Source organism: Thioalkalivibrio sp. AKL8 (assembly GCF_000380525.1).
GTDB lineage: Bacteria > Pseudomonadota > Gammaproteobacteria > Ectothiorhodospirales > Ectothiorhodospiraceae > Thioalkalivibrio > Thioalkalivibrio versutus.
This window is the reverse complement of sequence record NZ_AQYF01000009.1, coordinates 136876-149759: the sequence shown is the minus strand read 5'-3', so window position 1 is coordinate 149759 and position 12884 is coordinate 136876. Positions and strand designations below refer to the sequence as shown.

Genomic DNA, 12884 nt, shown 5'->3' with positions numbered 1-12884 from the left:
ACTTGGCCTCTCAGGATGATGGCACCAGCAGCGTCAGGCGCCGGGCCTGGCGGCATACCGCCTCGGCCGTGCTGCCCAGCAGCAGGTCCGTGACCGGGTTGCGACCGCGCTTGCCGATGACCACGAGATCCGCGGCCTTTTCCTCGGCCACCCGACCGATCACGACCGAGGGCTTGCCCTGGCCGACGAGCACGGTGTCGAAGGGGCGCTCACCGGCCCGCTGCGCCAGCCCCTCGACGTGGGCCTCGATGGTCCGGCGCTCCTCGACGCGTTCGGGATCATCGCCCCAACGCCCGACCGCCACCACCACCCCGCGCCGACACTGAGGCAAGACCTGGAGGAAGACCTCCTCGGCAGCCGCTGCGGCCTTCGAGCCATCCGTCGCCAGCAAAGGGCGACACACCGGGGCCTCGGCCAGTGCCACATCGCCGCCGGTGGGTGCCAGCAGCAGCGGGCGCCGGGCGCGGCGCGCCAGATCCAGCACCGTGCTACCGAGCAAGATATCGCGCAGCGAGCTGTGACCATGGCTGCCGGCCAGGATCACGCCGGCACCACGCTCTCGGGCCACGCGCTCCAGTTCGGAGGCCACGGCGCCCGCGCAGACGGCCGTATCGATCTCGAAACCTCGCTCACGAAGCCGGGCGGCCATTTCCTCCAGGCGCTCTTCGTAATACGGGCCATGCCCCAGCTCGGGGGCCTGGGTGTACCCCCCGACCAGCACGTGGACCAGGGTCAGCCTGCGGCAGCCCAGCGCTCGCAGGCGTTCTAGCTGGCCCTCCAGACGGGCCGAGGCGGGCGAGAAGTCCACTGCAACCAGAATATGTTCGAACATCGCGCTCTCCAGCCTTTAGTTTTGGCTTTGGCCCATTTCGCCTTCCACCACCAGCCGGCGCCAGCGAAACAGGCCCTCCCCATCAATACGATAGGGACCCGCACCGAGATCATCGGCGACGAAGACCCGGACGCCATCAATCTCCCGGACGGTATAACCGTCCGCATTACGCGGTGCGCCCGGTTCGGCCACCGGCACCGCGGCCTGGCCGCCACAGCAGCCGTGGCGCGTAGACAACCGCAGCGTCACCTCGCCGCCCTGCCCGGCCAGCCAGTCGCGTGCCGCATCGGTCAGGGTAACCGTGGTCATGCCGGTTTCCCCTCGGTGTCCGCCGGGAACCAGTGGCGGGTGCGATTGGCGATGCGCACCAGCGCCAGCATCAGCGGCACCTCGACCAGCACACCCACCACGGTCACCAACGCCGCACCCGACTGCAGGCCGAACATCGCGATCGCCGCGGCCACCGCCAGCTCGAAGAAGTTGCTCGCGCCGATCATCGCGCCGGGCGCGGCCACCGCATGCCGCACGCGCCACGCCTTGGCCCAGTAATAGGCGATGTAGAACACCAGGAAGGTCTGGATGATCAGCGGAATCGCGATCAGCACGATATGCCCCGGGTTCTCCAGGATGCGCTCGCCTTGGAAGGCGAACAGCAGGACCAGCGTCACCAGCAGGCCGATCGGCGTGACCGGGCCCAGACGCTTCATGAACACGTTGTCGAACCACTCGATGCCCTTCTTGCGGATCAGCCAGATGCGCGTCAGGTAGCCGGCGACGAACGGAATGACGATGTACAGCAGCACCGACAGCGCGACCGTGTCCCAGGGCACGTGGATGTTCGACACACCCAGCAGGAGCACCACGATGGGGGCAAAGGCGAACAGCATGATGATGTCGTTCACCGCCACCTGTACCAGCGTGTAGGCGGCGTCGCCGCGGGTCAGGTAGCTCCAGACGAACACCATCGCGGTACACGGCGCCGCGCCCAGCAGGATCGCCCCGGCCAGGTATTCACGCCCGAGGTCTTCCGGGATCCAGGCGGCATACACCACCATGAAGAAGAACCAGGCGATCGCGAACATGGTGAACGGCTTGATCAGCCAGTTCACCGAGGTGGTGATGGCCAGGCCCTTCGGCTCCCGGCGCACGCCGAGGATCGCGGAGAAGTCGATCTGCACCATCATCGGGTAGATCATCGCCCAGATCAGGATGGCCACCGGGATGGAGACCTGGGCGTACTCCCACTGCGACAGGGTCTCCGGCACCACCGGCAGGAACTGCCCCAGGGCGACGCCCGCCACGATGCACAGCGCCACCCACACGCTCAGGTAGCGCTCGAAGATGCCCATGCCTTCCTTCGTCGAGATCTCCTCGACGGAGGCGTTCCGGTCGGTCATTGCTTCCTCCGTATCTGCCCAGGTAACGCGTCAGCAACAACCCTTGGCTTCATTGTCACTAGCTGGCCCGCACGAGACGCTTGATGTCCCTTCCGGTACACAGCAGTCACCGGTCCCTTCATCCTGTGCGCCGAACATCGGGATGCTCCCGAGCGTGTGATAACTCTCCCACGCGATCCCGGCCGGATCGGTGGTCCAGTACTTGTCGGATTGCGCGTAGCAGCAATGCGTGCCCATCTCCTCGCGCACGTCCGCGTCGATGGCGTCCAGACGCTGGCCCAGCTCCTCGAGCTCGGCCGCCTCTTCGGCCTGGATGCCGAGGTGGTTCAGGCCCACCGGCGCACCGCGGGCCGACACCGCGAAATTCACCCGCGGGTCCTCCAGCATCCATTTCGCGTAGTCGCCCTTGACCACGCTCGGCTGGGCCGCGAACAGCTGCGAGTAAAAGCGGATCGCCGGTTCCAGTTCCGGCACGGAAACGTGCAGGTGCATGCGCTTCATGGATCAGACTCCTTGATTCCCTACATTTCGCGGATCGGCCCGGGGTCCCACGGGCCATCCCGGGTGAACCCGGTCCGGCTCGGTTGTTGCGGTCCCCACCCGGGCGCGTGGTCTATCGGACGTGCCGGCCCGGCACTGGCAGAGCCGCTGTGGCTTCCGTATCCCCTGCACAATCCAGGGCCGCAGGCAACGCGCAGCTGTCGGAGTCGGCCGCACAGCAGTTTTCGGTCAGGTAGGCGACCAGGTCCTGCATCGCGTCGAGATGCACCCGATAGCGCTGGTAGCGCCCTTCCTGCGTGACGGTCAGCAGACCCGCCTGCGTCAGGGTCTTGAGGTGAAACGAGAGGTTCGTGCGCGGCAGTTCCAGGGTTTCGGCGATCTCGCCGGCGACCCGCCCAGCGTGGCCATAACGCACCAGCAGGCGCACGATATCCAGGCGAATGCCGGAGGCCAGCGACTCGAACATGTGGGTGGCGGTGACCTTATCCATAGGCCGATATTTCAACGATCCTTGTATCGTTGTCAAGTCACAGGACCCAGGCGCCGTTGCCGCGGGCGCGCACCTTTTTCTCAAGAACCGCCCGATGCCTCCCCGCTCAGCCTGCAGGGTCTGCGCCGGGCCACCCGGTCGCCGCCGGTCTGTCGGGGTTTTCCCGCGGGGCATCGAGGCCCGGTATACTGCGCAGTCTTCCGTTCAACTCCGACCACGACGCCCGAGCCGCCATGAACCCGCGCCTGGACCGGCTACAGCCCTATCCGTTCGAACGCCTGCGCCGGCTGTTCGCGGACCTGCAACCGCCTGCGGACCGGGAGCCCATCGCACTGTCGATTGGCGAGCCGCGTCACGCACTGCCCGATTTCGTCGAACCCGTCCTGCGGGCCTCCCTCCAGGGCTTCAACCACTACCCGACCACACGCGGCGAACCGGCCCTGCGCGAGTCCATCGCGGCGTGGCTGCAACGGCGGTTTGATCTCGGCAATGTGGACGCGGAACGGCAGGTGCTTCCGGTCAGCGGAACCCGCGAGGCCCTGTTCGCGATTGCCCAGGCGGTCGTGGCGGAGAAGCCCGGCGCCCGCGTGCTGATGCCGAATCCGTTCTACCAGATCTACGAGGGCGCGGCGCTGCTCGCCGGGGCCGCGCCGGCCTTCTACGACCTGGCGCCGGAGAACGGCTATCTGCCCGACTTCTCGGCGGTCGACCGGGCCACCTGGGAGGACGTGCAGCTGGTCTACATCTGCAACCCGGGCAACCCCGCCGGGGCCTGCATGTCCGAGGCCGCGATGCAGGATCTGATCCGCCTGGCCGAGCGCCACGACTTCATCATCGCGGCGGACGAATGCTACTCCGAGATCTACCCCCCCGATGGCGAGCCGCCGGCCGGCCTGCTGGGCGCTGCCGCGCGAATAGGCAATACCGCCTTCGAGCGCTGCATCGTCTTCCACAGCCTGTCCAAGCGCTCCAACCTGCCGGGGCTACGCTCTGGTTTCGTGGCCGGCGATGCGGCCCTGCTCGACCGCTTCGCGCTGTACCGGACCTACCATGGCTGCACCCTGCCGCCGCCGACCCAGGCCGTCAGCCGCGCCGCCTGGTCAGACGAGGCCCACGTGGCCGAGAATCGTGCCCTCTATGCCGAGAAATTCGCTGCGGTGGTCCCGATCCTGGAATCGGTAATCGAGGTGCGAGCACCCGCCGCCGGCTTCTACCTGTGGCCGCGCGTGCCGGATGGCGACGACGAGGGCTTTGCCCGACGCCTCTACGGCGAGGCGGGGGTCACGGTCCTGCCGGGGCGCTACCTCTCCCGGACCGACCCGGAGACCGGGCACAATCCCGGGGCCGGGCACGTGCGCATGGCGCTGGTCGCCGCGCCCGCTGCCTGCATCGAGGCGGCCGAGCGGATCACCGCTCTTTATCGTTAACGCCATTCATCAAACTATTTTTCATTGCCTTAAAGGGAATACCTAATGTCCGATATCCAGAGCACCATCGAAGCCGCCTTTGAACGCCGCGCCGACATCAACCCGCGCAACGTGGAAACCAACGTCCGCGACGCCGTGAACGAGGCGCTGGATATGCTGGACACCGGCCGTGCCCGCGTCGCCGAGAAGAAGGACGGCGACTGGGTGGTGAACGAATGGCTCAAGAAGGCCGTGCTGCTGTCGTTCCGCATCTCCGAGAACGAGTTCATCAAAGGCGGCTTCACCAACTACTACGACAAGGTCCCGTCCAAGTACGCGGATACCTCCAGCCGCGACTTCCGCGAGGCCGGCGTGCGCGTCGTGCCCCCGGCCACCGCCCGTCGCGGGAGCTTCATTGCCCCCAACACCGTGCTGATGCCGTCCTACGTGAACATCGGCGCCTATGTCGATGAAGGCACGATGGTGGACACCTGGGCCACGGTCGGCTCCTGCGCCCAGATCGGCAAGAACGTGCACCTCTCCGGCGGCGTGGGTATCGGCGGCGTACTGGAGCCGCTGCAGGCCGCCCCGACCATCATCGAGGACAACTGCTTCATCGGCGCACGCTCCGAGGTGGTCGAGGGCGTGATCGTCGAGGAAGGCGCGGTCATCTCCATGGGCGTGTACCTGGGCCAGTCCACCCGCATCTACGATCGCGAAAACGACGAGATCCTCTACGGCCGCGTGCCGGCTGGCTCCGTGGTCGTCTCCGGCAACCTTCCGTCGAAGGATGGCAAGTACTCGCTGTACTGCGCCGTGATCGTGAAGCGCGTCGACGAGAAGACCAAGGCCAAGGTGGGCCTGAACGCCCTGCTGCGCGATGTCTGAGATCGCGCTCTACGGCATCGCCAACTGCGATACCGTCCGCAAGGCCCGACGGTCGCTGGATGCGGCCGGCGTGGGCTATCGTTTCGTGGACGTTCGCAAGGACGGGCTGGCGGCGGATCGGCTGCGCGGCTGGGTCGACGCCGTCGGCTGGGAGACCCTGGTCAACCGGCGCGGGACGACCTGGCGCCAACTCCCGGACGATCAGCGCGAGGGACTGGATGCGGAACGCGCCATCGCGCTGATGCTCGAACACCCGGCGCTCATCAAGCGGCCCGTCATCGAACAGGACGACGCGATCACCGTCGGCTGGACACCCAAGACCGCGGCCCGGTGGGGAGCGGCCTGAGGCACTCGCGGCCATGCTGAGACGGGCCAGCATCCGTTGGCGGGCCTTGCGCTGGCGCGCCCACAACTGGCTGGCCCGTCATCCGCGCCTGCATTCCGGGCTGCATGCCGCCGGGAGCATGAAGAGCGGCCCGGAGGCGCTGGCCCGCGGGGTCGCGATCGGGCTGTTTATTGGCCTGACCCCCACGGTCGGCTTCCAGACCGTGCTGATGATCATTCTCTGCATTGCACTGGCGGGCAATTTTCCGACGGCGTTCGTGGCCTCGTTCGTCAGCAACCCCTTCACCGCCGCGCCGCTGTATGGGGGCTTCCACGAACTCGGCGAGGCCGTGTTCTACTATGTCCCCCTGATCTCGCACGACCCCGACGCCTGGTATCTGCAGGGCATCGGGGACGAGATCACCTATACCCTGATGGGCAGCCTGCTGATCGCCACGCCAACCGCCATTGCCGGCTACTGGGCCTCCCGCCGCCTGTCGGCCGCCTGGCAACGCCACCGCGCCCGGCGCCGTGCCGAACGCGCTGCACAGCGGGAGCGTTAGAGACCCACTACGGGGCCCCGCTCCGAAGTCGATCACGCCACACCGAATCACCCGGGTCCGGGTCACCAGCAGGCGCCTCCAGCCACGCATCCAGCAGCTCCACCTCGCCACCATTGCGCTCCAGCGGAGGCACGTCGGCGTAGGGATCGGGGTTGAGGCGGCCGTCGTGCCAGGCCCAGGTGAAATACCCCAGGTTCACCAACGCGAGAAACAGGATCAGCCAGCGCATTCGGCGCCCTCCCAGCGCGACAGCTCCCAGAGGCCGTCCAGCACCAGGTTCGGGAAGATCGTGGACTCTGCACGCAACACCGGCGCCAGCCAGTAGGCATCGCCCCCCGTCAGCCAGCAGGCCGCGCCCGCCCGCTCCGCCGTCCGCGAGCGCGCGATCAACCCATCCAGCGCGCCGGCCAGCCCCAGGCTCCATCCGCGCTCCAGGGCCTCGGTGCTGTTCAGGCCCGGCGCGGTCTCCAGGTCATCCGGCCACTGCGTGGCCTCGCGCGGCGCAATGCGATCTGTCAGACGCGTCTGCAGCGCCTCCCAGCCGAGCTGGCGCCCCGGCAACAGATAGCCTCCCGCATGGCGACCGTCCGCCTCCAGTACATCCACGGTGACGGCGGTTCCGGCATCGACCAGGATCATTGGCGCATCGCAGCGGGCCCGCGCCGCGACCAGCGCGCAGTAGCGATCGACGCCCAGCTGCCCCGCCGCATAGTCGATCCGCAGGCCATGCGGGCCGTTCGCCGGCACCGTCACCGCGTGTACCGGCGCGTCGACCCCGGCAGCCGCCAGTTCGACCGAGAACGCCTCCTCGCGCTCGCCGGGCCCGACCCGCGACAACCAGACGGCCGTGAGCGGGGCCTCGCGCGCCATCGAGGCCAGGCCACGGACACAACCGGCCGGGTCACGATTCGCCCCGGACCCCAGCACTTCGCCCTCCGCGTTGCGCACCTGCCACTTCACACGGGTACTGCCGATATCCACCAGGGCAATGTCAGCCATGTTCGCAACTCCGTACCGAGACCTCGCCCGAATGCAGGTGCCGGATCGCACCGTCGTCGAACTGCACAACCAGGCAGCCGCTCGCCGGATCGATTCCATGCGCCTGTCCGCGGGCGCCGTCATCCAGGATTTCGACCGGCCGGCCGCGCAGGCAGTCCAGCCGTACCAGCTCACGCTCCAGCGGCACAAGCCCTTCGCCCATCAACAGCGGATGCAGGCGACATTGCTCCGCGATCACCCGGGCTGCAAGCTCCAGGAGCTCTGGAACCGGGCCGGGGAGCTGGGTCGCGAGATCGGTCACCGCGCGGTCCAGCTCCAGGCCACCGGCGCCTTGCCGGTTGAGACCAATCCCCACCACCAGCCAGCCTGGCTGGCCACCACTCGCCGCGCGCTGCTCCACCAGGATGCCGCCCAGCTTGGCGGCATCGACCATCAGATCATTGGGCCACTTGAGCCGCACACCTTCCAGACCCAGCGCTTCCAGCGCACGGATGACCCCAACGCCAACCCCGACCGGATAGGCGGGCGGCACCCGCCCCTGCATGATGGGCCATGCCAGCGACAGCGCCAGGCTCGCCCCCGGAGGCGAATGCCAGACACGACCGCGCCGCCCGCGACCCGCTGTCTGGGCCTGCGCCACGCAGGCGCGTGGCAGATCGCCCGCCTCGGGGCGGGTCTCCAGCAGATAGCGGTTGGTCGAGTCCACCGACTCCAGCACCTCGACCGCCGGCGCCGTCACACCCGCCCCGTCGACCAGGCGTTCGACACGCGCTTTCAGGCGTGCGCTCTCCGGCGCCATAATGCAAACTGTGAACGCGGTCTCGGTCATCGGGATCAGTACTCGGCTCGCATCCGGGCCAGGGGGAACAGGGCTTGCATACAAGGCACCATGGTAAGCATTCCGGTCGGACGGTGCTGCGCCTGCTGATACTGGTGGCGGGGCTGGCTCTGGCCGGCACCAGCGCGGCCGAGCTCTACTCCTTTCGCGATGCCTCCGGGGCCCGCGTCCTGACCGACGAGCGCCCGCAGGGCGTTCCCTACGAGACCATCCGTTCGCCCGGCGGTGCCGGCACGGTCACCTCGACACCCGGCGGTGGAAACTGGTCACCCAGTCAGATCTTCGTGTTCCAGGGCCCGGGTGGAGAGCGCCTGATCACCAACCAGCGTCAGCAGAATAGCGGCATGGAGCTGATCGCTACCTACGGCCGACCGACCGCCCGCGCGCGTTGCGGTGCCCGCGCCCGCAATGCCCTGGCCACCGGCGGTGGCGACTTCGCGGACCTCATCCACAACGCCGCCCACCGCCAGGGCGTGGACCCGGCGCTGGTGCAGTCGGTGATTCACGTGGAGTCCTGCTTCGATCCGCAGGCGGTATCCCGGGTGGGCGCGCACGGCTTGATGCAGCTGATGCCCGCTACCGCCGCCGATCTCGGGGTGACCGACCGCTTTGATCCCGCCCAGAATATCGATGGCGGCACGCGCTACCTGGCCGCCATGCTCGATCGCTTCGAGGGGGATCTGGATCTCGCCCTGGCCGCCTACAATGCCGGCCCCGGCGCGGTGGAACGGCATGGCGGCGTGCCCCCGTTTCGCGAGACACAGAACTACATCCAGCGCATCCGCGCCCAGTATGGCGGCAACGGGCGGCCCGAATGACGACCCTCAGGCCTTGGGCTTGTCCCGGCCGCAGTTCCAGCACTGGGTGAACTGCGGCTCGATCACCTCGCCGCAGCGCGGACACTTCCAGTCGCGGCCGTCGTGTTCGGGCTCGCCCTCCAGGTATTCCAGGATGATGGCGCGCGCCTCCTCGGCCTGTTCCTCGTGCACGACCATGATGCGGGCCCAGGTCTCGGTCGGCGGGACCTCCCCGACGGCACCGTAAAGCCCGGCCTGGTTCACGTAGGCCGGGATGCCGGCCTCCTGCAGCAGGGTCTCGATGAACCCGGCCATCACCGGGTCGGCGGCAGAATAGACGGTCCTCATGATCGCGACCGTAGCACGCAGCCCGGACCCGGCGCAGAGCGGCGAAGGTGCCTACTGCACGGTGCCCTGGTTGGCGGCCTGGAAGTACTCCATCGCCTTCTGGATGGCGAAGAACGGGGCCTCGTCGAGGGCGATCTGCGTATGCGGCAAGTTGATGTCCGCGTAGTACTTGCGCATGGCCAGCACGTGGATCGGCAGCTCGCGCGCGAACATCGGATTTTCGAAGTTGAAGTACTGCCCGAGCCCCAGCACGAGGTCCTGGCGTTCTTCGGCCGTCAGGCTCTCCGGCGACACCACGACATCCGGCAGCTGCCCGGCCTGGCCATCGACCGAGACCACCACCTGGCGATCGCCTTCGGCCGCGGCGGGGATATCGTCCCCAGTCACGAGCTGCAGGTTCTCGGACAGGTCCAGGTAGCCCTTGGACAGGATATGGCCGTGGGGCTGAAACACCTTGCTGGACATGTTCACTGCCCACAGCTCCAGGGTCTCCTTGAGGTCCTGGGCCGCCTGCACCTCGCCCAGGGCGAACAACTGCCGGGCGTAGAGGATGTCCCAGACCCAGACCTGACCGTATTCGGGCAGCTCGCCTTCGGCGACCACCGAGACCTTGTGCAGCTCCGGCTGTGCCTCGTCGCGCGCGTGCAGTGTCAGGGTAAATTCGGCCAACGGACTTCTCCTTACGGCAGCGCGTTTCGCGCTGCATGATCAAGCATTCAAGTATAGCCACCAGCGCCGAGACAGCGCAGTTCAGGTACGCCGCCCGGGGACTTCCAGGACCGTTCCGGGCCGTCCCAACCGACCCCGGTTCACGGAACTGACATAATGCCGTCATAGACTCTCGGTCCCACTTCTGCCGCGAGTCGTGCATGCCGGATGCCGACGTGACCCAAACCGACCTGTTCCTCAACCGCGAACTGTCCCTGCTGGAATTCAACCGCCGGGTACTCGCCATCGCCCAGGACCCGGCCTTCCCGCTCCTGGAACGCCTGCGCTACCTCAGCATTTCCTCCACCAACCTGGACGAATTCTTCGAGGTCCGCGTGGGCTCGCTGCGCCAGCAGGTCGAACTGAACGTGCAGGCCCCGGGCCCGGATGGCCTCTCGGCCGCCGAACAGCTGCGCCAGATCGCGCCGCGCGCCCACGAGCTGGTGGAACAGCAGTACAGCACCCTGAATGACGAACTGATCCCGGCACTCGCAGCGGAGGGGATCCACTTCGTTCGGCGCACCCACTGGGACGCGGCCCAGCGGGACTGGGTGCGGGAATACTTCCGCGAACAACTCCAGCCGGTCCTCAGCCCGATCGGCCTGGACCCGGCCCATCCGTTCCCGCGCATCCTCAACAAGAGCCTGAACTTCATCGTCACCCTCAAGGGCAAGGACGCCTTCGGGCGTGAATCCGGCCGCGCCGTGGTCCAGGCCCCGCGTTCCCTGCCGCGCCTGGTACGGCTGCCGCGGGAGGTCGCCAGCGGCGACAACGACTTCGTGCTGCTGTCGTCCATCCTGCATGCGCACGTGGACGAGCTGTTCCAGGGCATGAAGGTCACCGGCTGCTACCAGTTCCGGCTGACCCGCAACTCGGACCTGTTCGTGCAGGAGGAGGAGATTGACGACCTCCTGAACGCCCTGGAGGGCGAGCTGCCCCAGCGCAACTACGGTGCCGGGGTGCGCCTCGAGGTCGCGGACAACTGCCCGCAGGAGGTCGCGGAGTTCCTGCTGCAGCAATTCCACCTGGAGCCGGACGACCTGTACCAGGTCACCGGACTGGTCAACCTGAACCGTCTGATGGCCGTGCACGAACTGGTGGACCGGCCGGACCTCAAGTTTCCCCCGCTGGTCCCGGCCCTGCCCCGCAGTGACACGAGCGGCACCGGCATCTTTGCCTGCATCCGCGACCAGGAGCTGCTGCTGCATCACCCCTACCAGTCGTTCATGCCGGTGGTCGACTTCCTGCGCCAGGCGGCGGCGGACCCGCGGGTGCTGGCCATCAAGCAGACGCTCTACCGCACCGGCACCCGCTCGCCGCTGGTCGAGATCCTGATCGAGGCGGCGCAGGCCGGCAAGGAGGTCACCGTCGTGATCGAGCTGCGGGCGCGCTTCGACGAGGCCGACAACATCGAACTGGCCAACCGCATGCAGGACGCGGGGGTCCATGTGACCTACGGCGTGGTCGGCTACAAGACCCACGCCAAGCTGGCGCTGGTCGTGCGCCGCGATGGCGACCGCATCACCCGCTACGCCCACCTGGGCACCGGGAACTATCACTCCGGCACCGCCAAGGCCTATACCGACTTCGGCCTGCTGACGGCCGATCCGGTGCTTACCGAGGACGTCCACCGCGTGTTCCTCCAGCTCACCGGCCTGGGCAAGGTGACCCGGCTGCGCCAGCTGCTCCAGGCGCCGTTCCGCCTGCATGCCGCGATGCTCGAGAAGATCCAGCGCGAGATCGACAACCACCAGGCCGGGAAGCCCGCCCGCATCGTCGCGCGCATGAACTCGCTCAACGAGGCGAAGATCATCCAGGCCCTCTACAAGGCTTCGCAGGCGGGCGTCCCTATCCAGCTGGTCGTGCGCGGCATCTGCAGCCTGCGCCCCGGGGTGCCCGGCATCTCGGAAACCATCGAGGTGCGCTCGGTCCTGGGCCGGTTCCTGGAACACTCCCGCGTGTTCTATTTCGAGAACGGCGGCGACCCCGAGGTGTTCCTGTCCAGCGCCGACTGGATGCCGCGCAACTTCTTCCGCCGCGTCGAGGTGGCCTTCCCCGTACGCGACCCGGACCTGCGCGACCGCGTCGCCGAGGAATCCCTGTTCAACTACCTGCAGGACAGCTCCACCGCCTGGGCACTGCAGCCCGACGGCAGCTACCAACGCATCCGGCCAACCGCGGGCGAGATCCCCTATTCCGCCCAGGAATCCCTGACCGCCCAACTGTCGGGTGCCACCACGGGCTGAGCGACCCTCTGTCTCGCCGACTTCAGAATCCCTCATTAGCAACGAGCTTCAGCCAATTGCAGGGAACGTTCTCCCAGGCGTTGGCTCCCTTCCGCCGCGGTAGGGTGCCGTTGAGCGCAGCGAAACGCACCATTTCCGGCGTCGTGCCAATCCCTTGATGGGATTCGCTGCGCTCATCCCATCCTGCCATCCTGCGACCCGGCGGCTGGCTGAACGTCATGGCTAGTCAGGTCAGGATTTGTCGTGGTCCCGGTCCGCTGAAGCGGTGCCGGAACGCGGGACATCGTGCATCCCGCCCAGCAAGCTGACCTCGGCGTCGCCGTGCCGCAGCAGGTCCTGCAGCAGGACCACGATCCCGGCCACGCAGAGGAACAGCCCGAAATTCAGGCCGATCGACTGCACATGGCGGAGCAGGAAGGGCCGTGCCAGCAACCGGTTGTGTCGCATCAACCGAAACCCGGTCGCCGACCACCAGATGCCGATCCACAGCGGCACCGCGAGCACTTAGATCCAGACCACCCATGTCAGCATCCCGCGTTCCTTGTGT

At 67.5% G+C, this 12884-nt stretch carries 17 protein-coding genes; 6 read left to right on the top strand and 11 right to left on the bottom strand.

Annotated elements, in window-relative coordinates:
- Positions 1-10 precede the first annotated feature (10 nt).
- From G335_RS0110075 to G335_RS0110055, 5 genes are all read right to left on the bottom strand, one after another.
- A complete protein-coding gene (locus G335_RS0110075) occupies positions 11-832 on the bottom strand; it encodes a universal stress protein (RefSeq protein ID WP_018169935.1) in 822 nt (273 codons plus the stop codon).
- 15 nt (positions 833-847) lie between these two features.
- A complete protein-coding gene (locus tag G335_RS0110070) occupies positions 848-1141 on the bottom strand; it encodes a CC/Se motif family (seleno)protein (RefSeq protein WP_018169936.1) in 294 nt (97 codons plus the stop codon).
- Positions 1138-2229, bottom strand: a complete 1092-nt coding sequence (gene arsB / locus G335_RS0110065) for an ACR3 family arsenite efflux transporter (protein WP_018176666.1) — start codon at positions 2227-2229, stop codon at positions 1138-1140. The genes G335_RS0110070 and arsB overlap by 4 nt, the downstream gene beginning before the upstream one ends.
- 30 nt (positions 2230-2259) lie before the next feature.
- A complete protein-coding gene (locus G335_RS0110060; protein WP_018176665.1) occupies positions 2260-2730 on the bottom strand; it encodes an ArsI/CadI family heavy metal resistance metalloenzyme in 471 nt (156 codons plus the stop codon).
- A gap of 112 nt (positions 2731-2842) precedes the next feature.
- Positions 2843-3220, bottom strand: coding sequence for a helix-turn-helix transcriptional regulator (locus G335_RS0110055; RefSeq protein ID WP_018176664.1), 378 nt, complete (start codon positions 3218-3220; stop codon positions 2843-2845).
- Positions 3221-3453: 233 nt separating this feature from the next.
- Between G335_RS0110055 and dapC the strand changes: the two genes are divergently transcribed.
- From dapC to G335_RS0110035, 4 genes are read left to right on the top strand one after another with little or no spacing between them, the layout of a single operon-like run.
- The gene (dapC, locus tag G335_RS0110050; protein ID WP_018176663.1) at positions 3454-4647 is read left to right on the top strand and encodes a succinyldiaminopimelate transaminase; all 1194 of its coding nucleotides are present in this window, start codon (positions 3454-3456) and stop codon (positions 4645-4647) included.
- Positions 4648-4692: 45 nt separating this feature from the next.
- The gene (gene dapD / locus G335_RS0110045) at positions 4693-5514 is read left to right on the top strand and encodes a 2,3,4,5-tetrahydropyridine-2,6-dicarboxylate N-succinyltransferase (RefSeq protein WP_018145491.1); all 822 of its coding nucleotides are present in this window, start codon (positions 4693-4695) and stop codon (positions 5512-5514) included.
- Entirely contained in the window at positions 5507-5860 is a 354-nt protein-coding gene (locus G335_RS0110040) for an ArsC family reductase (RefSeq protein ID WP_018176662.1), read from the top strand. The genes dapD and G335_RS0110040 overlap by 8 nt, the downstream gene beginning before the upstream one ends.
- A 13-nt stretch (positions 5861-5873) precedes the next feature.
- Positions 5874-6401 (top strand): DUF2062 domain-containing protein, encoded by a 528-nt coding sequence (locus G335_RS0110035; RefSeq protein ID WP_018176661.1) that lies wholly within the window; start codon positions 5874-5876, stop codon positions 6399-6401.
- A 7-nt stretch (positions 6402-6408) separates the two neighbouring features.
- Here G335_RS0110035 and G335_RS0110030 read toward each other — a convergent pair whose 3' ends face one another.
- Genes G335_RS0110030 through G335_RS0110020 form a run of 3 tightly spaced genes read right to left on the bottom strand, consistent with a single transcriptional unit; the run spans position 6409 to position 8199 of the window.
- Complete coding sequence (locus G335_RS0110030) at positions 6409-6630, bottom strand: hypothetical protein (RefSeq protein ID WP_018176660.1); 222 nt, start codon at positions 6628-6630, stop codon at positions 6409-6411.
- Positions 6618-7400 (bottom strand): type III pantothenate kinase, encoded by a 783-nt coding sequence (locus G335_RS0110025; RefSeq protein ID WP_018176659.1) that lies wholly within the window; start codon positions 7398-7400, stop codon positions 6618-6620. Before G335_RS0110025 ends, G335_RS0110030 begins: the two co-directional genes overlap by 13 nt.
- Positions 7393-8199 (bottom strand): biotin--[acetyl-CoA-carboxylase] ligase, encoded by an 807-nt coding sequence (locus G335_RS0110020; protein ID WP_026304818.1) that lies wholly within the window; start codon positions 8197-8199, stop codon positions 7393-7395. The genes G335_RS0110025 and G335_RS0110020 overlap by 8 nt, the downstream gene beginning before the upstream one ends.
- A gap of 113 nt (positions 8200-8312) precedes the next feature.
- Here G335_RS0110020 and G335_RS0110015 point away from each other — a divergent pair, with 113 nt between their 5' ends.
- On the top strand, positions 8313-9056 hold the full coding sequence (locus G335_RS0110015) for a lytic transglycosylase domain-containing protein (protein ID WP_018176657.1): 744 nt from the start codon (positions 8313-8315) through the stop codon (positions 9054-9056).
- A 6-nt stretch (positions 9057-9062) separates the two neighbouring features.
- On the opposite strand, the gene G335_RS0110010 is transcribed toward G335_RS0110015, so the two are convergent.
- Positions 9063-9383 carry a DUF2007 domain-containing protein gene (locus G335_RS0110010; RefSeq protein ID WP_077276935.1) on the bottom strand — a complete coding sequence of 107 codons (321 nt, stop codon included), beginning with the start codon at positions 9381-9383 and terminating at the stop codon, positions 9063-9065.
- A gap of 51 nt (positions 9384-9434) precedes the next feature.
- On the bottom strand, positions 9435-10052 hold the full coding sequence (locus tag G335_RS0110005; protein WP_018145483.1) for a hypothetical protein: 618 nt from the start codon (positions 10050-10052) through the stop codon (positions 9435-9437).
- 200 nt (positions 10053-10252) lie between these two features.
- Here G335_RS0110005 and ppk1 point away from each other — a divergent pair, with 200 nt between their 5' ends.
- Entirely contained in the window at positions 10253-12337 is a 2085-nt protein-coding gene (gene ppk1, locus G335_RS0110000; protein WP_018176656.1) for a polyphosphate kinase 1, read from the top strand.
- Between the two features lie 231 nt (positions 12338-12568).
- On the opposite strand, the gene G335_RS0109995 is transcribed toward ppk1, so the two are convergent.
- Positions 12569-12841 carry a hypothetical protein gene (locus G335_RS0109995; protein WP_018176655.1) on the bottom strand — a complete coding sequence of 91 codons (273 nt, stop codon included), beginning with the start codon at positions 12839-12841 and terminating at the stop codon, positions 12569-12571.
- Positions 12842-12884: the final 43 nt, after the last annotated feature.

What these genes read in the sequence shown, in the direction of transcription:
- G335_RS0110075 (WP_018169935.1), bottom strand. Translation starts at nt 832, where the DNA reads ATGTTCGAACATATTCTGGTTGCAGTGGACTTCTCGCCCGCCTCGGCC.
- G335_RS0110070 (WP_018169936.1), bottom strand. Translation starts at nt 1,141, where the DNA reads ATGACCACGGTTACCCTGACCGATGCGGCACGCGACTGGCTGGCCGGG.
- arsB (WP_018176666.1), bottom strand. Translation starts at nt 2,229, where the DNA reads ATGACCGACCGGAACGCCTCCGTCGAGGAGATCTCGACGAAGGAAGGC.
- G335_RS0110060 (WP_018176665.1), bottom strand. Translation starts at nt 2,730, where the DNA reads ATGAAGCGCATGCACCTGCACGTTTCCGTGCCGGAACTGGAACCGGCG.
- G335_RS0110055 (WP_018176664.1), bottom strand. Translation starts at nt 3,220, where the DNA reads ATGGATAAGGTCACCGCCACCCACATGTTCGAGTCGCTGGCCTCCGGC.
- dapC (WP_018176663.1), top strand. Translation starts at nt 3,454, where the DNA reads ATGAACCCGCGCCTGGACCGGCTACAGCCCTATCCGTTCGAACGCCTG.
- dapD (WP_018145491.1), top strand. Translation starts at nt 4,693, where the DNA reads ATGTCCGATATCCAGAGCACCATCGAAGCCGCCTTTGAACGCCGCGCC.
- G335_RS0110040 (WP_018176662.1), top strand. Translation starts at nt 5,507, where the DNA reads ATGTCTGAGATCGCGCTCTACGGCATCGCCAACTGCGATACCGTCCGC.
- G335_RS0110035 (WP_018176661.1), top strand. Translation starts at nt 5,874, where the DNA reads ATGCTGAGACGGGCCAGCATCCGTTGGCGGGCCTTGCGCTGGCGCGCC.
- G335_RS0110030 (WP_018176660.1), bottom strand. Translation starts at nt 6,630, where the DNA reads ATGCGCTGGCTGATCCTGTTTCTCGCGTTGGTGAACCTGGGGTATTTC.
- G335_RS0110025 (WP_018176659.1), bottom strand. Translation starts at nt 7,400, where the DNA reads ATGGCTGACATTGCCCTGGTGGATATCGGCAGTACCCGTGTGAAGTGG.
- G335_RS0110020 (WP_026304818.1), bottom strand. Translation starts at nt 8,199, where the DNA reads ATGGCGCCGGAGAGCGCACGCCTGAAAGCGCGTGTCGAACGCCTGGTC.
- G335_RS0110010 (WP_077276935.1), bottom strand. Translation starts at nt 9,383, where the DNA reads ATGAGGACCGTCTATTCTGCCGCCGACCCGGTGATGGCCGGGTTCATC.
- ppk1 (WP_018176656.1), top strand. Translation starts at nt 10,253, where the DNA reads ATGCCGGATGCCGACGTGACCCAAACCGACCTGTTCCTCAACCGCGAA.